18 protein-coding genes are annotated in these 22,560 nt (G+C 25.6%); 16 read left to right on the top strand and 2 right to left on the bottom strand.

Annotation, left to right across the window (positions count from 1 at the left end):
• Positions 1–4: 4 nt before the first annotated feature.
• Positions 5–487, bottom strand: coding sequence for an isochorismatase family protein (locus NX779_RS04385; protein ID WP_259430170.1), 483 nt, complete (start codon positions 485–487; stop codon positions 5–7).
• Between the two features lie 115 nt (positions 488–602).
• On the opposite strand from NX779_RS04385, the gene mnmG reads away from it, so the two are divergent.
• The 14 genes from mnmG (at position 603) to NX779_RS04315 (ending at position 17,478) form a co-directional block, all read left to right on the top strand.
• Positions 603–2,489 (top strand): tRNA uridine-5-carboxymethylaminomethyl(34) synthesis enzyme MnmG, encoded by a 1,887-nt coding sequence (mnmG, locus tag NX779_RS04380; protein WP_259430169.1) that lies wholly within the window; start codon positions 603–605, stop codon positions 2,487–2,489.
• A 240-nt stretch (positions 2,490–2,729) separates the two neighbouring features.
• Entirely contained in the window at positions 2,730–3,638 is a 909-nt protein-coding gene (locus NX779_RS04375) for an HU family DNA-binding protein (RefSeq protein ID WP_259430168.1), read from the top strand.
• A gap of 86 nt (positions 3,639–3,724) precedes the next feature.
• A complete protein-coding gene (locus NX779_RS04370; protein ID WP_259430167.1) occupies positions 3,725–6,370 on the top strand; it encodes an HAD-IC family P-type ATPase in 2,646 nt (881 codons plus the stop codon).
• A gap of 89 nt (positions 6,371–6,459) precedes the next feature.
• Positions 6,460–8,007 carry an APC family permease gene (locus tag NX779_RS04365; RefSeq protein WP_259430166.1) on the top strand — a complete coding sequence of 516 codons (1,548 nt, stop codon included), beginning with the start codon at positions 6,460–6,462 and terminating at the stop codon, positions 8,005–8,007.
• Positions 7,976–8,650, top strand: a complete 675-nt coding sequence (locus NX779_RS04360; RefSeq protein WP_259430165.1) for an ECF transporter S component — start codon at positions 7,976–7,978, stop codon at positions 8,648–8,650. Before NX779_RS04365 ends, NX779_RS04360 begins: the two co-directional genes overlap by 32 nt.
• A 174-nt stretch (positions 8,651–8,824) precedes the next feature.
• Positions 8,825–9,418, top strand: coding sequence for a CDP-diacylglycerol--glycerol-3-phosphate 3-phosphatidyltransferase (gene pgsA, locus NX779_RS04355; protein WP_259430164.1), 594 nt, complete (start codon positions 8,825–8,827; stop codon positions 9,416–9,418).
• On the top strand, positions 9,418–10,116 hold the full coding sequence (gene rsmG, locus NX779_RS04350; protein WP_004428701.1) for a 16S rRNA (guanine(527)-N(7))-methyltransferase RsmG: 699 nt from the start codon (positions 9,418–9,420) through the stop codon (positions 10,114–10,116). Before pgsA ends, rsmG begins: the two co-directional genes overlap by 1 nt.
• Position 10,117: 1 nt before the next feature.
• Positions 10,118–10,312 (top strand): DUF951 domain-containing protein, encoded by a 195-nt coding sequence (locus tag NX779_RS04345; protein WP_259430163.1) that lies wholly within the window; start codon positions 10,118–10,120, stop codon positions 10,310–10,312.
• A 2-nt stretch (positions 10,313–10,314) separates the two neighbouring features.
• Positions 10,315–11,409, top strand: a complete 1,095-nt coding sequence (gene ychF / locus NX779_RS04340; protein ID WP_259430162.1) for a redox-regulated ATPase YchF — start codon at positions 10,315–10,317, stop codon at positions 11,407–11,409.
• The gene (locus tag NX779_RS04335) at positions 11,409–12,095 is read left to right on the top strand and encodes a YgjP family zinc-dependent metalloprotease (protein ID WP_259430161.1); all 687 of its coding nucleotides are present in this window, start codon (positions 11,409–11,411) and stop codon (positions 12,093–12,095) included. The genes ychF and NX779_RS04335 overlap by 1 nt, the downstream gene beginning before the upstream one ends.
• A 398-nt stretch (positions 12,096–12,493) precedes the next feature.
• Positions 12,494–13,669 (top strand): BspA family leucine-rich repeat surface protein, encoded by a 1,176-nt coding sequence (locus tag NX779_RS04330; RefSeq protein WP_259430160.1) that lies wholly within the window; start codon positions 12,494–12,496, stop codon positions 13,667–13,669.
• Between the two features lie 167 nt (positions 13,670–13,836).
• A complete protein-coding gene (locus NX779_RS04325; protein ID WP_310795087.1) occupies positions 13,837–15,609 on the top strand; it encodes a YfcC family protein in 1,773 nt (590 codons plus the stop codon).
• Positions 15,610–15,697: 88 nt separating this feature from the next.
• Entirely contained in the window at positions 15,698–16,438 is a 741-nt protein-coding gene (locus NX779_RS04320) for a hypothetical protein (protein WP_259430158.1), read from the top strand.
• A 23-nt stretch (positions 16,439–16,461) separates the two neighbouring features.
• On the top strand, positions 16,462–17,478 hold the full coding sequence (locus NX779_RS04315; protein WP_259430157.1) for a BspA family leucine-rich repeat surface protein: 1,017 nt from the start codon (positions 16,462–16,464) through the stop codon (positions 17,476–17,478).
• Positions 17,479–17,729: 251 nt separating this feature from the next.
• Here NX779_RS04315 and NX779_RS04310 read toward each other — a convergent pair whose 3' ends face one another.
• Entirely contained in the window at positions 17,730–19,652 is a 1,923-nt protein-coding gene (locus NX779_RS04310; protein WP_259430156.1) for a type IA DNA topoisomerase, read from the bottom strand.
• A 154-nt stretch (positions 19,653–19,806) separates the two neighbouring features.
• On the opposite strand from NX779_RS04310, the gene NX779_RS04305 reads away from it, so the two are divergent.
• Both NX779_RS04305 and gltX read left to right on the top strand, forming a co-directional pair.
• Positions 19,807–20,661 (top strand): hypothetical protein, encoded by an 855-nt coding sequence (locus NX779_RS04305; RefSeq protein ID WP_259430155.1) that lies wholly within the window; start codon positions 19,807–19,809, stop codon positions 20,659–20,661.
• A gap of 444 nt (positions 20,662–21,105) precedes the next feature.
• Complete coding sequence (gene gltX, locus NX779_RS04300) at positions 21,106–22,557, top strand: glutamate--tRNA ligase (protein ID WP_259430154.1); 1,452 nt, start codon at positions 21,106–21,108, stop codon at positions 22,555–22,557.
• Positions 22,558–22,560 lie beyond the last annotated feature (3 nt).

Here is a 22,560-nt window from a genome sequence, read left to right as displayed (position 1 = left end):
TTTCTTATTCAAAACCTTTGCAATATTCTAAATTAATGTGCGCATCATAACCTAATTTTATAGCGTCATCATAAGTTGCTTTGACACAAACTTCAGTAGCTACTCCAACTATTTCTAGTTTTGTAATATTATGATGTTTTAAATATTCATCTAAACCATTTGAGTTAGTTAGATCATCAAAAAATACACTATAACTTTCAACATCTTTTTGATTACCTTTTTTGATAACTAAATCTACATAACTGCTATCAAAATAAAATTCAGATCCTTTTGTATTTTCAACACAATGAACAGGTCATTGTTTAAATGAATAATGATCTATAGGATGTCAGTCCTTAGAAGCAATAATATGCCAACCTTGTTGTTTTAAGTTTTTTGATAGTTCTATTATTTTAGAACTTAATTCTTCTGCTCCTTTTACATATAAACTACCACTAGGACTAGCGAAGTCGTATTGATAATCAACAATAATTAAAGCTTTATTCATACCTTTCTCCTTAGATTACATTAATAGTAACATGCTTAGTTTTTATAATATAGTGGTATAATTTGATTTTTAACATATTTGTAATATTATTAAATAGGTAAAAAGAGGTGAGTTTATGAACACAAATTATGATGTTATTGTAGTTGGAGGAGGACATGCTGGAGTTGAAGCTGCTTTAGCGAGTGCTAGATTAAACAAAAAGACTGCTTTAATTAATTTATATGAAGACAAAATAGCTACTATGCCATGTAACCCAAGTATTGGTGGTCCTGCTAAAGGAATAGTTGTAAGAGAGATTGATGCTTTAGGTGGAGAAATGGCTAAAGCAGCGGATGCTACTGCAATACAAACTAAGTTATTAAACTCATCACGTGGTCCTGGTGTTTGAGCTTTAAGAGTTCAATCTGATAAAGATAAATATTCTGAATATATGAGAGATAAAGTAAAATCTCAAAAGAATTTAGATTTAATAACTAAAGCTTGTGAAGGCTTATTATTTAAAGATAAAGTTGTTAGTGGAGTTGTTTTTGATGATGGTTCAACTCTAACAAGTAAAGCAGTGATTATTACAACTGGAACTTATTTAAAATCTGAAATATTAAAAGGTGTAGAAAGATACGAAGCTGGTCCTAATAGTGAAAAAACAACTAAAGGAATTAGTAAATCATTATTAGATTTAGGTCTTAAATTGTTACGTTTTAAAACAGGAACTCCTGCTAGAGTTTATCGTGATTCAGTAGATTTAAGCAACGCTATTAAAGAACCTGGAACAGATATGAAATTAGCGTTTAGTTTTTCAACAGACTCATACACTCCACTTGATCAACAAGAGTTATGCTATCTAATTCACTCGACTCCTGAAACTAAAAAAATTATTGAAGATAATTTAGAAAAATCTGCAATGTATTCAGGTACAGTTGAATCAATTGGTCCAAGATATTGTCCAAGTTTTGAAGATAAAATTGTAAGATTCAAAGATAAAGAAACTCACCAAATATTTATTGAACCTGAAACATTAAATGGTGACACTTGATACATTCAAGGATTTTCAACTTCTATGCCAATTGAAATTCAAGAAGCAATGTTAAAATCACTACCTGGTTTTGAAAATGTAAAAGTTAAACACTGAGCATATGCTATTGAATATGATTGTTTAGATCCTATGCAATTATCACCTAGTTTAGAATTAAAAGATGTTCAAAACTTATTTACTGCAGGTCAAATTAACGGAACTAGTGGATATGAAGAAGCAGCCAGTCAAGGATTGATTGCAGGAATAAATGCTTCAAGAAAAATAGATGGATTAGAACCTTTAATTTTAAGAAGAGATGAAGCTTATATTGGAGTTATGATTGATGATCTAATTAATAAAGGTGTTTGAGAACCTTATAGATTATTAACAAGTCGTGCCGAACATAGATTAATATTAAGAAATGATAATGCTGAAGTTAGATTAAAAGAATATGGTAGACAAATCGGTTTAATTAAAGATCAAGAATGAGAAGAATACCAACAATATCTACAACAAATTAATGAAGCAATTGCTGAGTTAAAAGAAATTAGATTTACACCAAAATCACAACTAGCAAATAATTTAAAAGAAAAAAATCAAGCAAATATTCAACATGGATATAGTGGTTATGAATTAATTAAAATTCCTACAGTTGATATTAATGAATTAGTAGAATTTGTTCCTAAATTACAAAACTTAAAAACTAACCAACTTCAATCAATAGTTATTGAAACAAGGTTTGAAGGTTATGTTAAAAAAGAATATGAACAAGTTCAAAAATTAATTAAATTAGAACGTAAAAAAATCCCAGCTGATATTAACTATGATAAAGTAGAAAATCTAGCAACAGAAGCAAGACAAAAACTAGAAAAAATAAGACCTTTAAACATAGGACAAGCTTCAAGAATTACAGGAGTAAATCCAGCTGATATTCAAATGTTATTATTCTACTTAAAAAAACAATATCCTCAAGATATTAACGAATCTTAATAATATTTTAAAAGGTGCAAAAGCACCTTTTAATTTGCTAATTAAATTAGAGTTTAATGTTAAATAAAATCACAAAATAATGTTTATACATCAATATATCCGAAAATTCTACACTTTTTAGTGTGGAAAAAAGAAAACAAAATTAAAAATAATATAATTTAGATAGGGACTAATTATAAGATTCCCCAAACATACTATAATAATGTTATTTCCAAGGGATGAAGAAAGGGAGTATAAAGTATGAAAAAAACATGCAATGACAAAAGTTGTCTTTTATTTTTAACACTTGCAAGAGTATATTTAGGTCTGTTTGCAGCTTCTTTAATTGCTATAATTTTAGTTAAATTATTTAATGCACAAGAAATGGGTTCACTTGAACCAAACTTCTTATGAGCTATATCAAATTTCTCATTTATACTAGCAACTCCAATTAAATGAGGAAGTGCATCAGTTGATGTTGTTGCTAATATATGTACAGTTTCAATACTACCTACATTCTTATTTGCATCATTAATTTCTTACATTTTATATTACAAAAAATTAGCTACTACTAAATGTGAACAAGTTGATTGCAAATGCGAATGTGAAAATTCATGTGACAACAAATCATGCGATAACAAAGAAAAACCTGAAATGATGATTTTAGAAACTCCAATTGTTGAAGAAAGAGTTATAGTAAAATCAAGTGATTTAATGGCTTCTATAGATGAAGAAGTTGAAGAAGAAATAATAGAAGAACCTATTGTAAAAGAAGAAAAACCAAAATCTGAAACAAAAATTAGTGAAGAAGTTGCTCCAGTTGTTATTGCAAAAACTAGAGTTAAATCTCAATCAAGAAGAAGCACTAAAAAACACTACCCTCAAATTCATAAAGGTGAATTATTAGAAGAACTATATGCATCTGAAGAACTAAAAGAAATGACTAAAGTTGATATCAAAACTGTTTTTGAAAAAACATTTATAGTTTTTGGTAAACACTTAGTAAATGAAAGAGAAGTTTTAGTTTACAAATTCGGTAAATTTGAATTAGTTGATGTCAAAGAAAGAGAATCAATGAACCCATTAACAAAAGAAAAAGTAATTGTTCCAGCTCACAAAACAGCTAAATTCAAAGCTTCAAAAGCACTAAAAGAAAAAATGAACAAATAAAGTATTATAAAATGGCTTCTAGCCATTTTTTTATTTCTCTTAATGTTCTATATTGGTAAAATATATAGAGTGAAAAGGAGATAGGTATGCTGAGATTAAATAAGAAAAATAATAACCAATTAAAATACAAAAATGAAGAATATGTTAAAAATCTTTCAAATTCAAAATTAGATAAAATTGAAAAAACATTAGATTCACAAATTGGATTAGATGATAAACAAAGAGAACAAAATACATCAAAATTTAAAAACAATTATATAGTTGTTAAGAAATTTCCAATTATTAAAAAAATGCTTGAATCTCTTGTTGAACCATTTTCTATTTTGTTATGAATAATTGGTATTATTGAATTTGCTATTTTTACTTTTGTTGATAGAAACGCGATAACTTTAATATCTGCTATTATGATTATCTTTATGATATTTCTAGCAAGTACTGTTGATTTTATTCAAGAATATAGAGCTTATCAAACTAATTTAGAACTAAATAAAATGATAGAAAATCACTTTTTAGTTTTAAATAAAAAAATCACAAATATTAAGGAATTAAATTTCGATAATGTTAAACCAGATCTAATAGAACTAGAGCAATCTAAACTAACTATTGGAGATGTAGTTTTATTAAACCAAGGTGATATTGTTCCTAGTGATTGTAGAATTATTTGAAATGATAATTTATATGTTGATCAATCAACTTTAACAGGAGAAAATAATCCAATTAAAAAAGATATTAATAATAAAAATAAAAATTTAATAGAGCTAGAAAATATCTTATTTAAAGAAACAACTATAGTATCTGGATCTTGTTTAGCTGTTGTTATAAATGTTAGTGAGAATAATTATTCTAATTCATTATTACAAAGTGCTGAAGAAGAAAGTGTTAGTGATTATGAAAAATCAATGTCAAAAGTTACTAAGATCTTAGTTTTTTCTATTCTAACTTTAGTTCCAATTATTACATTAATTTCATTAATTAGAAATGATTTTTCAAATTATAGTTCAGCAATAATATTTGGTCTTTCAATCGCAGTTTCATTAACTCCAGAAGCATTACCTGCAATTATCTCATCAAACTTAAAATTAGGAAGTAAAAAATTATCTAAAGAAAAAGTAGTTATTAAAAAACTATCTGTTATTCAAAATATGGGTTCGGTTAATGTTGTTGCAACTGATAAAACAGGAACTTTAACTTTAGAAAATATTAATTTAAATGACTATAAAGATTTAAATAATCAATCTAGTGAGTTATTAAAACAATACCTATACTACAATGCATATTTCCAAAGAAACTTATTTAATAATATTGATAAAGCAATTGTTAATGCTAATTTAAACGTTGATCTAACAAAAATTAAATTATTAGATGAACAACAATTTAGTCATGAAACTAGAATAAATTCAGTATTGATTAATGATTCAAAACAAAACATTCAAATCACTAAAGGTAGTGTTGAAGAAATGTTAGAAATAATATCATTTGTTAATGATAAAAAAGTTGTCGAAATGAATGATGAAATTAAAAATAAAATCATAAAACAAGCAAATAATTGATCAGAAAAAGGTTATAGAGTTATTTTAATTGCTACTAAAATAACAGATCAAATTCAAACAAATGATTTAGTTTATCAAGGTATGGCTATGTTTGAAGATGTTGTTAAACCTGAAGTTGAACAAGCGATTGAAACATTTAAAAAATATGGTGTTGATATAAAAGTTTTAACTGGTGATAATAAAAATACAACAAAACATATTGCCGATAAAATTGGTATTAAATCTTCTAAATTAGTAGCAGGAGAAATATTAGATAAACTTAATTCTTCTCAAATAGATGAACTAACAAGAACTGTAAACATTTTTTATAAACTCTCACCTTTCGAAAAAGCTCAAATTATTCATAGTTTAAAAAAAGAAAATGTTGTAGCTTATTTAGGTGATGGAGTAAATGATGCAATTGCATTAAAAAAAGCTGATGTTGGAATTTCAGTTAACAATGCAACACCACTAGCTAAATCTTGTGCTGATGTTATTTTATTAGAAAAAGATTTAAACGTTTTAGAAAATGCTTTTGTTAAAGGTCGTCAAACTTTTGCTAATGCAGTTAAATATATAAAAATTACCGTAGCTTCAAATTTTGGTATTATGCTAACTTTATTAATATCAACAATGTGATTAAAATTTGAAGCAATGTCACCAATTCAACTTTTAATTCAAAACTTAATTTTTGATTTTGCTAACTTAATATTTGTTTTTGATAATGTTGATCAAATAAGTATTAAAAAACCTAAAAAGTGAAATATTAAAACGATTATTCCATTTGGTATTATTAATGGATTAGTTCAAACGATAATAAGCTTTATAAACTTCTTTATTTTATATTTTGCTTTTGATGTTAAAGGTCAAAACATGGATGCTATTCATCAATTCCAAACTGCATACTTTTTAGAATCAATTCTAACTCATATTGTAATTATTCTAGTTTATAGAACTGAGTTAATTTCATTTATTCAATCTATTCCTTCAAAAGAAATGGTTATTGGAATGTTATTCTTTGCTTGTTTACCATTTATGATTATTTTTGCTGATCTTAATACAGGAGATTTATTTAATTTCAATTTAGGAAAAAGTAATTTTAATTGATGATTCTTGATATTATTTGGATTAGAAATCTTTGCTTGAATATTAGCTGAATTATTTAAATTTACTTATAAAAATATTTTCAAAAGTTGGTTATAAATAATAGTTTCTAAGAAATAATAAAAAATAAAGATTATTAATATAAAATTATACTTATATATTTTATTTACATAGAAAGGTTATTTACAATGAAAAATAAAGGAAAACTGTTTGAGTTTCTTACTTTGTTTGCCATGGTTGTTGGTACTGTTATTGGTGCAGGTATCTATATTAAAAATAAACTAATTTTAGAAGCTACTCACAACCCAATTATCGCTATTATTTTATGATTAGTTGTTGGTATTGCTTGTGTGGCCGTTGTTTATTTATTTTTAGAAATCTCATCTTCAACAAATAAACAAGGAAGTGGAACAATAAGTGTTTGAGCTCAAAAATTTATGAACCGCAAAATTGGATCGTTTTTTTCAATTTTCCAAACTTATGTATATGCTCCAGTTATGATGAGTGTGTTTTCAACTGCAATGATAGGATTTGCATTGAAAATAGCTAACTTCTCACTTCCTGGTTATGTTTATTGATTAATATTTTTATTAGTAGGAATCTTTATTATTATTTCAACTACAATTTTAACTGTTTCAAGTTTACATACTTCACGTAGAATTATCGCTATTGGAACAGTAATTAAATTTATTCCATTAGTTGTAGCTTTAATTTCAGGATTTGTTATTGTAGCTATCTTTGGAATAAAAGACGGAACATTTGGAAATGGAACACCTGAAACTTGATCTATTGATAGTTTTGAACCGTTATCATTCTTTAGAGGATTTGGTGGAATTCTATTTGCATTTGATGGATTTGTTTATATTTGTAATGCTCAAAAAAGAGCAAAACATAAAGATGTAGTTCCAAAAGCATTATTATTTGGAATGGTATTTGTTTCTATATTTTATGTTCTTATGGCAGTTTCATTATTCTTAGGTTCAACTGATGGTTCAATTGCCGAATTATTAAAAAGATTATTTAATGGTGGACAAGTTAAAGACTCAACTGCAGCCAATGTTTTAGTTGCTATAATTACTACTTTAATTTGTTGGTTAGGAATTGCTGGATATTCATATATTTCAGTTATTGGATTAGAATCAGATCTTGCTGATAAAGTTCAAGTTTCAGAAATTGATAATATTCATGACGAAAAAGTAAAAATTAGAAAAATAGCAATCAAAATAAATATCGTAACAATTGTTTTCCATGTGGCATTTACATGTGCTAGTGCATTTTCAAACATTTCTTTAAAAGAAACTTATAATTCTATTGTTCCTGCTAAATCATTTGATGTAGGAGAACAAATAGCTAACTTAATTCAAGTTTTCTCATCAGCTTGTTCATGTTTCTCATTTGCTATTATGACTTCTGTTATTATTGCAGGATTATGAAACAGAAAAACAAATAAAGTTGAAGTTGAAAAACGTAAAGGATTTGTTGTTATAGGAATTTTTTCAACAATTGCTATTGTATTATTTACTTCTATGGGATTATTTACTTTTATTGTTCCTGATGAAGTACTTTATGGAAATGAAACTTGATTTAACTCTGGAAAAGGTCAAGGTTGACTATTTATTTTACTTTCAGTTCTAAGTATTGTTTTTGTATATATTATTTGATATATTCAAGAAAGACAAAGAATAAGAATGCAGGTGACTTTAAATGACAGTACAACAGCAAGAATTACTAAATAAACCGGATTTAGCATTTATTACAAAACAAAATTGATCTAAAATTTGAAAAGAATATTTCATGCCATCAAGCACTAGAATAGCAACTCTTTCTATTCTATTATCAATTGAAATAGTGTGTGTATTATTCTCAAAATATGTTATGGGAATAGTTAGAATTCAAAGCTTTTTAGTTCTTGAATTAAACCTTTGAGTTTTTGCAGTAGCAGCAATTGCAACTAACTTCTTTTGAACAGCGATATTTACTTTGTCATCTATCTGATTAAGATTCGCATTTGGTTTAAGTGAACCTATAGGACTTCTTTCTTTAACATTTGTTGACTTTGGTTCAATAGTTGCTTTTTCAACTATAATATTTGCAGTTAAAAGATTTTACTTTATTTCTAATAAGTATGAAAAATATTCGAATCATGAAGCTAAATGAATAATATTAGCAAGTTTATTAGCAATAGCACTTGGTTCGGCTTTAGCAGGTATTACTAACTATACATTTATTCTTAAGTTATATGGTACTCCAAAACAAAGCATACCAGGAACTACAGTTATTACTTTTGGATTCACTATATTAAAATTAACAGTTAACTACATTATATTCTTAGTAGTATATAGTAGAGTAAACACTATTCTTAAAAATTCTCATATTTAATTAGTTTAAATATCTATTTTTGTGAAAGCAATTTCATCTTAAATTAGATATTTTTTTATTTTAATTATTGATTTAATTTATTATTATTAATAAATAGCATTTTATGATAAAAATGTTTCTATTTTTTCTAAAATTTAAGTGTGATAAAATGAATTTAAATTGTGAGGAATTTATATGAAAAAAAACAATATTAACATACCAAATATTCTAACTATGATCAGAATAGCTTTAGTACCAATAATCTTAGTTTTATTATTAGTTGATCATTATATTTCATCAATAGATAAAGATCTTTCTAGAATTTTATTTTCAGTTTCTGGAGCGATATTTATTATTGCTTCAATTACTGATTTTATTGATGGATGATACGCTAGAAAATATAATTTAGTAACTAAATTTGGTAAGTTTTTTGACCCTATTGCTGATAAGTTATTAGTTAACTGTGCATTAATTTTATTTGCTGCATTTAACATATTACCTGTTTGAATAACTATTGTATTAATTTTAAGAGATACAATTGTTGATTTTGTAAGAATGATTTTAAGTTCTAATAACATTACTTTAGCAGCGGGAATGTCAGGTAAATTAAAAACAGTTTTTCAAATGATTGGATTAAGTATTTTATTTTTCATAAATACTAAATTTAACAATTGAACAGAATTTAGTTGACAAAATCAATTAGTTTTAATACCTATGTATATTGCTACATTTTTCAGTGTTTATAGTGGAGTTGTTTATTTTGTTAAGGCTAAACCTAATTTATTTTAATGTTCAATAATTGATCTATATTTGATAATTATAAAAACTTTACTATAACTGATGAAATTAAAACTAAACTAAACTTATATTACGAATTATTAGAAAGAGAAAATAAAAAATACAATCTAACTAGAATAACTCAATTAGATGAAGTATTTGAAAAGCATTTTTTAGATTCTTTATTATTTGTTGAACAACATAAAATAACTAATCAAAAAATAGCAGATATCGGAACAGGACCAGGGCTTCCTGGAATTGTTTTAAAAATATTTTTCCCCGATATTAAATTAACATTGATTGAATCTAATAATAAAAAAGTTAACTTTTTAAAATTAGTAGTTGACCAATTAGGTTTAAAAGATGTTGAAATTTTAAATAAGCGTGCTGAAGAATTAACTGATTTATATAAAGAAAAATTTGATATTATTGTAAGTCGTGCTGTTGCTTATTTAGATATTATTTTAGAAATTGGTGTTCAATTATTAAAAGTTGATGGAACATATATTTTATTAAAAGGACCTCGAGCTTATCAAGAAATTGAAGATCTAAAAAATAAAGATAAAAAGATGGGATTAGAATTAGTTAATACTCAAGAAATATCAGATACAGGATTTGGAATTAGAGTTAATTTATTTTATAAAAAAGTAGCTCGAACTAGTTCTATTTATCCTAGAAAATACTCACAAATTAAAAAAGAAAGTAAATAATATGAACTATTTAGATTTAGAAATTGGCGATTTTATTGAATTAAAAAAAACTCATCCAAGTAAAACTGTTAGATGAGAACTAATTAGAATTGGAGCTAAATATAAATTTAGAAGTTGTGATAAGTTTGATTTATTTATTGAATTATCACGTGACACATTACAAAAACAATTAAAAAATATCATTAAGAAAGGATAAATATGGGATTAAAAGTAGGAATCGTAGGATTACCAAATGTAGGTAAATCAACATTATTTAATGCAATTACAAATTCAAAAGTAGAAGCTGCAAATTATCCATTTGCAACTATTGAACCAAATGTAGGAGTTGTTGAAGTTCCTGATTTTAGATTAGATAAATTACAAGAAATTTTTAGTTCTAAAAAGAAAATATCAACAACAATTGAATTTGTTGATATTGCAGGACTAATTGCTGGAGCAAGTAAAGGTGAAGGATTAGGAAATGCTTTTTTAGCAAACATTAGAGAAACTGATGCAATTTGTGAAGTTGTTAGATGTTTTGAAAATAAAGATATCACTCATGTTGAAGGAAATGTTGATCCAGTTAGAGATATTGAAATTATTAATTTAGAGTTAATGTTAGCTGATGAAGCATCAATTAAAAAACGTATAGATAAATTAGCTCCTAAATTAAGAAGTGGAGATAAAACTGTTAAAGCTGAAGCTGATTTATTAGCAAGATTATTAGAGTGTTTAGATCAAAATAAAATGTTAAATACTTTAGAATTAAATGAAGATGATGAAAAACTTTTAAAAGGTTATCAACTATTAACTGCTAAACCAATTATTTATGTATGTAACGTTAATGATGATGAGTTATTAGAAGATAATGACTATGTTAAACAAGTAAGAGAATTTGCCAAATCTTCTGATTCTAGAGTTGTTAAAATTTGCGCAAAAATTGAAGAAGATTTATCTGAAGCTTCAATTGAAGAAAAAGAAGAATTTTTAAAAGATTTAGGTGTAACTCAATCTGGATTAGATCAATTAATTCAAGCAGCTTATAACACTTTAGGACTACAAACTTATTTTACAGCTGGACCTCAAGAAGCAAGAAGTTGACAATTTAAAAAAGGTTGAAACGCTCCTAAATGTGCAGGAGTAATTCATACTGATTTTGAAAGAGGATTTATTAAAGCTGATATTTATTCAATAAATGATTTATTTGAATTAGGTAGTGAAAAAGCTGTTAAAGAAGCCGGAAAAATGAGACTAGAAGGAAAAACATATATCATGCAAGATGGTGATGTGTGCTTTTTCAAATTTAATGTGTAATGATAAAAGAAAAACACCAATTAAGTTATCAAAAAAACAACATAACTTATTATGTTGTTTATAAAAATCAAAAGAATATGATTTTAAAATTAACTAATAATCAAATTACAGTGAGTGCTCCTTTTAATACTCCAATTTATTTAATCGAACAATTTATCTACAAACATATTTCAAAACTAATTAAAGTACAAAATAACTATGAGTATTTAAGAGTTTATGATTTTTATAGTTCTAAACCTTGAATTAAAATATTTGAAAATCAAATTGAAATTGAACTTTTAAATGAAAATGTTCATTCTAAAATTATTAATAATAAAATCGTTATGAAAAATTATTTTGATAATCAAATACAGTTAGATAAAATCTATAATTTATTAGCTAAAGAATATAAAAATTGATTTATAAATAGAACGATTATGTGAGCTGAAAAAATGAATATTCAGTTCAATAATGTTTCAGTTAAAACTTTAAAATCAAAATGAGGTTATTGTAATACTAAATTAAAAAACATAGTTTATAACACTAAATTATTACATTTTACACCCGATATTATTGATTATGTAATTGTTCACGAATTAACTCATATTGTTCATCCGAACCATTCTAAAGATTTTTGAAGATTTCTAAGTTTATATATTCCTGATTATAAAGAATTACAACAAAAACTAAATTCTAAAGGAGTTTAATGTGTCTAAAAGACACATTTTTATTTATTAAAGTTTATATATATTGTATTGCATGATTTTAAAAAGAGAAAAAGTTTTATAATAATTGTAAACAGAGGTGAAGCACATATGAAAAAAAGAACTAAATTAATTACAATTACTAGCTTATTAGCTCTTGCGGGGGGGGTACAACTGTAGGGGCTATAGCAGTTGTTAATCAAAATAAAAACAATAAGACCAATAAAATAGATATCAGTAATATACAAAATTTAAATCTAAAACTTAAAGGACTTGAAGATAAAAACCCAGATACTATCATAGATGCTTTTTAAAAAACAATAATATTAAAGATCTTAAAAGAGGATCTTCAAGTAAACGTAAACAATGATAAAGCAACTATCAAAGTTGTTAAATCTGAGATGTATACTGGTCATGTTGAAGTAAAAGTTTTAACAATAAAAGAAAATATACAAATAGTACATTCGATTTGAAATGAAGCATTCTTTGGAAAATTACTTCGTCCTATTTATTATAAAAATTTGATTAAAGAATTAAATAAAAGATTAAGACAAAAAGATGCAGATGAAGTTTCGTTTGAGTTTACATCTTTTTTAGACACAACCATTGGAAATGAAGAGGATCTTGATGTCATATATAAAAATGAAAAAATCAATCTTCAATTTGGTGAATTTATGCCACTATCAAAAGAACCTACATATAATGAAGATGAAACTATCTGTTTAGATATGGGATGAAACACTACCATTTTAGAAGATGGATTTAAAAAAGATTATATTATTAGCCCACATCCTATGAAAGAAACTGTAAAAGAAGTTCCAAAAGAATTTGCATGATTCATTAATGGTTTAAACGAAGTTTTTAAAGGAAATAAAAATAAAGAAATTAAAGGTATCGAAAATTGAGATACTTCAAATTTCGACTATTTCCGTCTTGTTTTCCAAGATGCAACAAATTTTGATCAGGAATTAAATAATTGAGACACATCAAATGCAAAAACTTTATTTGGTATGTTTTATAATGCATCATCTTTTAATAAACCTTTAAATCACTGAAACGTTTCTAAAGTAGAAGACATTACAGCCTTGTTTTTCGGTGCTAAAAGTTTTGATCAGGATTTAGATAATTGAGATACGTCAAATGTTTCAAATATGATTGCAGCATTTCATAGTGCAGAATCATTTAATGGAAATATAATAAATTGAAATCTAAATAAAGTTATAGCACTTGATGGAATGTTTGAAAATGCTATAAACTTTAATCAAGATATTTCAACAAAAGAAATAAGAAAACCAGATGGTACTAAATATAATGCTTGAGATACTTCAAATGTAAGTCAAATGAATGCTGTATTTTCAAATGCAAAATCTTTCAATCATAACGTATCTAACTGAAATGTTGATAAAGTCAATGAAGCATATAATGAGCCTGAAGAAGGAGTCGTGACACTTCATACATTCCTTAAATTTGCAACAGGAAGTCAACTAACTGTTGATAAAATACCTACTTTTAAAAAACCGGAACTTGCATTTGCGGTTATAGATTCTAATGAAGAACCTGAAGAAAATAATAATTAAATTTAAGATATGAATTTATTCATATCTTTTTTATTTACTATATTTGTGGTTTATTTATAGTAGATTTTCTTTAATTAAGTTCATATAAATTAAAAAAATTAGTATAATTAAAAAATATAAAATGTATCAGTTCTAGAAAGGAGAAAAAGATGAATAATCAAACTGAGATGCATTGTTCTGCACAAAATGGGGATTTTAATCAAAAGAAAAATAAAAAAAGACGTCATTTAAAAATGATCTCATCTTTTAGTATTTTACTTTTAATAATGGGTATTTTAATGTTATCGTCTTGAATATTACATTGAGCTGGTGTTAAAACAGAAGTTAACAATAATATCGCTTTTAATGATTGAAAAAATCACAATGTTTTAAAACCTATATATGAATTATGAGATAAAGAACATCCTGGAGTTGTTCCAGGTAACACTCAAACTTGATTTGAATTTCTTGAAACAAATTTAGGTCAAGGATGAACAAAAGAAATAAGTGGTTGAGTTAATAAAGCTAACGGCTCTGAATACTTAATAGGATTTAATGGAGTAGCAAATTTTACAGGAAAAGCTTTAATTTCTCCAATTGGTATAGCTGATTGATTCTATGCACCAATTAAAGGATTTATAGATAAAACTGATGTTATTATTTTCGTTTTATGTATTGGAGCATTTATATTTATATTAGTTCAAACAAAAGCGTTAGAAGGTTTTTCACAAGCTATTGTTACTAAATTAAAAGGAAAAGAAGTTTGAGCGATAGTTCCTTTAATGACATTCTTTTCAATATTTGGTTCAGTTGAAGGAATGGCCGAAGAATCATTAGGATTTTACATGATATGTATTCCTTTAATGCTTATGGCTGGTTTTGATGTGTTTACTGGTGTTTTAATCATTATGATTGGAGCAGGAGTTGGAGTATTAGCTTCTACAGTTAATCCATTCTTAGTACCAGTTGTTATTGATGCTATTAATAGTCAATTACCTGAAAATGCAGACAAAATGACTGTAGGTAATGGTTTAGTATGACGTATTTTATGTTGATTTATTTTTACTTCGTTTGTAATAGTGTTTACTATGATGTATGCAATAAGAGTTAAAAATAATCCATCTAGATCAGTTACTTTTTCAACTTTACACGGTGATAAAGAATTCTTCTTAGGAAGTACAGTTGAAACAATAAAATTAGATTGAAGAAAGAAAACTTCATTAATTTTATTTGCAATAACTTTTATCATTATGATTGTTTATTTAATAGGTTGAGACAAAATATTTAATACAACAGTAATGGAAGATCAAGCTAATTGATTAAGAAGACATTTACCTTATTTAGCTTCAACAATTCCAGGATGAGGAAATGCAACTGATTTATCAGTTGCTGCGATGATTTTCTTGTTAGCTTCTATTGTTTTAGGATTTGTTAACTGAATGGGTGAAACTAAATTTATTGATACTTGATTTAAAGGAGCTTGCGATATTTTATCAGTATCATTAATTATTGGAACAGCCGCTGGAATTGGAGTTATATTATCCGAAACAAATCTTCAATCATTATTTGTTTCAGGAATTAGTAGTTCTATTGGTGGAATAGAAAATAGCATTTTAAAATCATTAGTGTTATTTATAATATTTATTCCTTTATCATTTTTAATTCCTTCAACAACAGGATTTGCTACTGCAATATTCCCATTATTAACTAAATCATTATTAGATAAACAAGGAGTTCAATTAGATCCACACGCTAGTGTTGGAGCAATTACTGCATTTCAATTTGCATCAGGATTAGTTAATTTAATTACTCCTACAAGTGGAGTTGTTATGGGTGCTGTTGCAATTTCAAGAATGAGTTATACAAGATATCTAAAAGGTATTATGCCAATAATTGGATGTCTATTTGTAATGAGTATTATATTAATATGTATTGGTGGAGTTATGCCGTTTGCTGTATAGAAAAAATGTTGTAAGATGGAGAGTTTTTATTTTTTTAGAATTAAAATCAATTCAACAATGAATATACCTTTAAAAAGGAGTGAAAATAGTGAAATTATCAAAGAAACTTATCTATATAATAGCAGGAACAACTGTTGTGTCCACTGCTGCAGTTGGTGCTGGAATTGGTATATGGCATAACAAATCTAAAAAAATTGATTTATCTACAGTAATTAAAGAACTTAACTTAGGAGAAATTGATAAATCCGATAAAATTCATGATGTTTTATTAAACTTAATAAAAGAAAAAAATCCTGATCTTGATCTTGATAAGATAGAATTAGATAATATTCAACAAGATAAAGTTACCGTTAGACCTAAAGTTGGTGATAATACTTATAAAGGACATGTCGATATTGTTTTTTCTATCATTGATCAGGAAGAAAAAATTATCAATAAAATAAAACACATTTGAGATTATGAGTTTAAAGATAGATTTATTGATGTTAAAGAGGTTTTACCTAACTTGGCTAATGAAGAAACAATAAGTGAAGAGTTAAAATTAACGAATGATATATTATTGAAATCTGTAATCAGAAGATTAAAGATGCATAATGTAAGTATTTCAATATTTAAAGGTGATGAGAATTTAGACAATGAAACTTGAAGTAAATATATAATTACACATAAAGATAAAATTTTTAAAATTAAATATAAAGATCAAATAATTGAGTTGCCTTTTGGAAAATTTAATGATTTTCAAACAAAATTTAAAGATAATTCATTTGAAGAAGTTACCGAAATTGGTTATGTTGTTTCTCCTAGAAATGGTTTATTTACCGCATTTTAGCAAATAATGAATTGTTTAAATATATGGAAGATAATGGACTGAAAACAAGACCATTGAAAAAGGTGCCAAAAAATTTACCACACAGAATAGAAAGTTTAGATGCTTCTTTTGCATTTTGCGTAGGTGATGAAATAGAAGATCTTGCTTACTGAGACACTTCAAACATTATTAGTATGGCAGCTACTTTTGCATTTTCTAAATTTAACACAGATATTTCAACAAAAGAAGTTAATGTTGGAAATAATAAATACATTGCTTGAGATGTTTCAAATGTAACTGATATGAGTTATATGTTTCATGAATCATTAAATTTTGATAAAGATATATCTAATTGAAATACTTCTAAGGTAACAGATATGAAATGGATGTTTGGTTCAATGTGAAGTGACGGTTCTCCATTTAATCAAGATATTTCAACAAAAGAAGTTGATGTCGGTAGTAAGAAATATGTTGCTTGAGATGTTTCAAAAGTAACTGATATGAGTCATATGTTTTCTAAAGCTAGCCAATTTAACCAAAATATAGGTAACTGAAACACTTCAAATGTAACTGATATGAGTCATATGTTTTATACTTCTATTTTTAGTAAAGTTGGTTCTTATTTTAATCAAGATATTTCAACAAAAGAAGTTAATGTTGGAAATAATAAATACATTGCTTGAGATACCTCTAATGTAACCAAAATGAGTAGTATGTTTTATAAATGCAATAGGTTTGATAAAAACATAGGTAACTGAAACACTTCAAAAGTAACTGATATGAGTCATATGTTTTCAGGTTCTAAAGAAGGTTTTTTATCTGTAGAACTTTCTACAATTTTTAATCAAGATATTTCAACAAAAGAAGTTAATGTTGGAAATAATAAATACATTGCTTGAGATGTTTCAAATGTTGAAAATATGAACAATATGCTTTATAAATCTGAGTTTTTTGATCAAGATATATCTAATTGAAATGTTGATAATTGCTCTAGCTTCAATGATTTTATTGAACGAGACAACGATGTAGATTGAAATAAAATTCCAAAGAAATTTTGATAATAAAAATGCTATTTTTTGTTTATATATTAAACTTCAGAATCAATAAATGATCCATCTAATAAAAAATCTCTCAACCTATGTACAATACACCTTTTTGATCATATTTAGGTATTGAATTATCAAAAGTTATAATTATTTTTTTAAATGAGTCATCTATATTATATAAAGAGCGAGCTTCTTGTTCTTTTTTCTTGTGCTAGCATTTGATATGCAGATTTCTTCTTACAACATTTTTATTTTCTTAAAAAAGATTAGTTTTCATCGTTGTTTTTATCATCTTTTGGAGCAGGAACATATTCTTTTCAAGTTCCATCAGGTTGTTCATATTCTCTATATCCACAACCTGTAGTAGTGAAATTAGAACATCCTCTTCCTCTATTAAATTTAGATTTGATATATACTAAATTAGCTTCTTTACATCTTGGACATAAAATATCAGTTTGAGCTTGAGAAACATCTTCTTTTACTTTTTTATCTAATGCATGATAAATATCTTTCAATCAACTAACATAGTTAAATGATCCTTCACTAATTTTATCTAATTTATATTCCATATCAGCAGTATAGTTTAGGTTGAAAAAGTCTTGATATTGATTGTATAAAAATTGATTTGCTTCATAACCTTTATCAGTAACTACTATAGGTTTTGATTTAGGATATTCTACGTATTGACGATCTTTTAATTTAGTTAAAATTGGGTTATATGTTGAAGGTCTTCCTATTCCTAAGTTTTTCAATTCTTTAATTAAACTTGCTTGGTTAAACATTTTAGGTGGATTAGTTTTTGAATCTTCAACTTTAATGTAATCTTTTGAAATGTTTAGTTCAAATCCTTGTTTAAATTCAAAACTTGGTTTTTGATTTGAAATTTCTTCAATTTCGTCATCTTCAGTTATTTCAACGTTTTCATCACTTGATGAGTGTTTAATTGCTTGATAACCTAGATCTAAAACCTCTTGTCATGATTGTTTGAATTCATAACCTTCATTTTTAAATGTTCATCTATGATTAAATCCGCTAGGACCTTTCATTAATGACTTAATAGAGTTTCATCAAATTAAACTATAAACTCTTTGTTGAGTTTTATCTTCAATTTCTAAAATTGCTTTTTCAGGAGTCATTGAAATATCAGTTGGTCTAATTGATTCGTGAGCTTCTTGACTGTTTAGATCTTTTTTACCTACAATATGTTCTTTAAATAAATTCTCTGAATAATTTTTAGAAATATATTCTTTAGCATCTTTGATAAATTGATCTGAATATTTTACTGAATCTGTACGAATATAAGTAATATAACCTGATTCATACAATTTTTGAGCAGCTACTGTAATTTGACCAGCACTTAATTTCAATTTACTAAATCCATCTTGTAATAATCCTGCAGTTGAGTAAGGTTTAAAACTTCTAGTTTCAAAAGCTGTAGATTTATAATCGCTACATTTATAAACTTCAGATAATTGATCGATAATTTCTTTTGATTGATTTTCACTTATATAGTAAGTTTTTTCAGTGTTTACAGTTTTATTATTTTTGTCTTTTGTTAAATTTAAATTAATATTATTTTTATTATCAATTACAAAAATCTTTTTATATAGAACTTCTTTAAATTGTTTTATGATTTCATCACGTGTAGTTAAAATGTTTAATGCTGGAGTTTGAACACGTCCTGCACTCATTAAACCAGTTGATTTTTGTAATGATTTTGAAACAAGATAACCGATAATTTTATCTAGCATTTGTCTTGCAAATTGAGCTTGAACTAGATTCATATCAATATCTCTTAAATTATTGAAAGCTTCAATAACTGCATCTTTTGTAATTTCGTTAAATGTGGCACGTTTAATTTCTTTTTTCTTATTATCAAACAAACTAGCTAAGTGTCAAGCAATAGCTTCTCCTTCTCGATCTGGATCGGAAGCTAAAACTATTAAATCAGCATTTTTACCTTCTTTTTTAATTTGACTAACTATTTTTGCTCTTGTTTTTTCAACTGTAAATTGAGGTTGCATTGTTTCTAGATCAATTCCTAATCCTCATGTTCCTTTATCAGCGATTTTTGAAATATGCCCACCACTAGCTAGAACTGTATATTCATTTTCTTTAAAACCTTCTTCTAAATAGTGCTTAATTTTTTCAATTTTTGATGGTGACTCTAGTAAAACTAATACTTTCATTTTCATACTCCTTATCATTAAAGTATTTTATAACAAATATTTTATATTTTTTCTATTAATTATGCATCATGTGCAATTTAGGTCTTTTATTTTTTTTTTTTTTTTGCAATAGAATAAAAAATGGACTATTTTATTTAGAAAGGAAAATTTATAAATGAATACAAATCAAGATAACAAAAATCTGATTTTAGGTGGAGCTATACTTTCGTTAATTACTGGATTTACAGCATTTGTTTTTTGAACTATTAATTTATTAGGATTTAGTACACTTTTCTGATGATTTTCAGATAATAGACTTAAAATTTTACTATTTCTAACTTGAACATTAAACATTTCATCATTAGTACTTTCAATTTTATGTTTAATACCATCGACAAGTTCTAAAAAAGGATTAGTTATAACAGCAGGTATCTTTAATTTAATATTCGGAACAATTATTGGTGGAATTTTATTATTAATTGGTGCAAACAGTATCAATGCTAATAACAATACGAATAAATTAGATTCAAATAATCAAGAAAATATTCAACCAGTTAATGTACAAGTTGAAAATAAACCTGTAAAAAAAGTTGAGCAAGTAAAAGAAATTCAAGTTAATAATACAAAAATAAATGAATTTAATCTTTCATTTAAGAAATGTAAAATGCTTAACTATAAAGCAATAATGATTGTTGGACTTGTGTTTTTACTTATTGGTTCAATCATTTGATCGACATTGACAGCACTTCAATTATATGGATATTTTGTTAATTCAAGACGTTTTATTCCTGATTTAATTTATTTCTTTATGGATATAGGTTTAAGAGCTGCATTATATATAGGTCAATTTGTTTTATCTATAATTGCATTATCAACTCTTAAAAAAGAACGCCTTACACCTCAGATCTTATGTAGCGCATTTGGTATGGGATTAATTCAGAATTTTGTGTCAGTAATTGGTGGAGTTATTATATTAATAGCATTAATTCTTAAAAAAATTGATAATCCAAGATCAAATTGTAATAAATAATTAATAGTCGCAAGACTATTTTTGTTTTCTATTATTAGTATTTAAATAACTTAAATCCTTATTAATAACTAAATTTCGTGATTAGGATATTTTTAATTAATAAACTGATAATAATCATGACTTCTAATAAAAAAAGAATTAATTGATGAAAAAGACTTATGCAAAAAAAAGAAAATATTAAATCATAAACTAGAATTAGCAAAAGCTGAAATTGAATATTTTAAAAAGTTAAAAACACTAATTGGATTACAGAAAAATAACTAATATTTATACTTTTATCTAAAATTTTATTTATTTTATTAAAATTAGGTAAATTTTTTTTATTTTCTTCTAATACCTATATGAAGGGTGAAAAAATGTTATTTTTATCTACTAAAAATCAAACTTTATTGTTAATTTTAAATTTGGTATTATAATCTATACGATTATAAAGGAGATTTTTATATGTCATATAGATTACGTTACGCACCATCACCAACTGGTTTTTTACATATTGGAAACACCAGAACTGCTTTAATGGACTATTTATTTGCTAAACATTACAACGGTAGTTTTATTGTAAGAATAGAAGATACTGATCTAGCTAGAAATGTTGAAAATGCAATTGAATCACAATTTGAAAATTTAAATTGATTAGGTATTATTCCTGATGAATCTATTTTTAATCCAGGAGATGCAAAATATGGAAAATATATGCAATCTGAAAAATTTGATAGATATAGAGAATTAGCTAACCAATTAATTGATAAAAAACTAGCTTATAAATGTTTCTGTACTAGTGAAGAATTAGAAAAAGATTACGAACAACAAACAGCACAAGGAATTGTAGCTACTAAATATTCTCAAAAATGTTTAAACTTATCTGATGAAGAAATCAAAAAGAATTTAGATGATAAAAAAGAATTCTCAATTCGTTTCAAAGTTCCTGAAAATAAAACTTGAACAATCAATGATATGGTAAGAGGTCAAGTTAGTTTTGAATCAAAAGATCTAGGAGATTTTGTAATTGTTAAAAGTAATGGAATAGCTACTTATAATTTTGCTGTTGTTGTTGATGATTATGATATGCAAATTACTCACGTTTTAAGAGGAGAAGAACATATTTCAAACACACCTCGTCAAATGATGATTTATGATGCATTTAATTGAGATTATCCAACATTTGGTCATTTAACATTAATTGTTGATTCAACTGGTAAAAAACTATCAAAAAGAAGCGGTAATGCTTTATTCTTTATAGAACAATACAAAAATCAAGGTTATCTACCTCAAGCGATGTTTAACTATATAGCTTTATTGGGTTGATCTCCAAAAGGTGAAAAAGAAATATTATCAAAAGAAGAATTAATAGAAATATTTGATGAGAAACGTTTTAGTAAATCTCCTTCTACTTTTGATATGGTTAAAATGAAATGAATTAATTCAGTTTATATGAAACAATTAACTGATGATCAATATTTAGATTTTGTAATTAAATTTATTGATACAACTAGATTTGATATTTCACAAAAAGATTCAAGTTGATTAAATGCAGTTTTACTATTATTTAAAAAAGAATTAGAATACGCAAGTCAGATTAACAAACATTTAGATTTATTCTTTAATGATATCGATGTAGATCAAGCTACATTAAATGAATTAAATAATTTAAATAATTATGAAAATTTAATTAATATATTTGAAGAAAAAATAATTAATTTAAATGACTGAAGTGTTGATAATATTAAATTAATTATTAAAGAATCAGGACAAATTGCTAATGTTAAAGGAAAAGATTTATTTATGCCAATAAGAATCTTTGCTTCAAAATCACAACACGGTCCTAGTTTAGCTGATGTGATATTCTTATTAGGAAAAGATAAAGTTTTAAACAATATAAATTCTTTTAAAAAATAGGTG

Origin of the sequence: Mycoplasma cottewii (genome assembly GCF_024918975.1) — a bacterium.
Lineage (GTDB): Bacteria > Bacillota_I > Bacilli_A > Mycoplasmatales > Mycoplasmataceae > Mycoplasma > Mycoplasma cottewii.
Note: the sequence above shows the minus strand (reverse complement) of the source record. Positions and strands in the feature narration are given on the sequence as shown.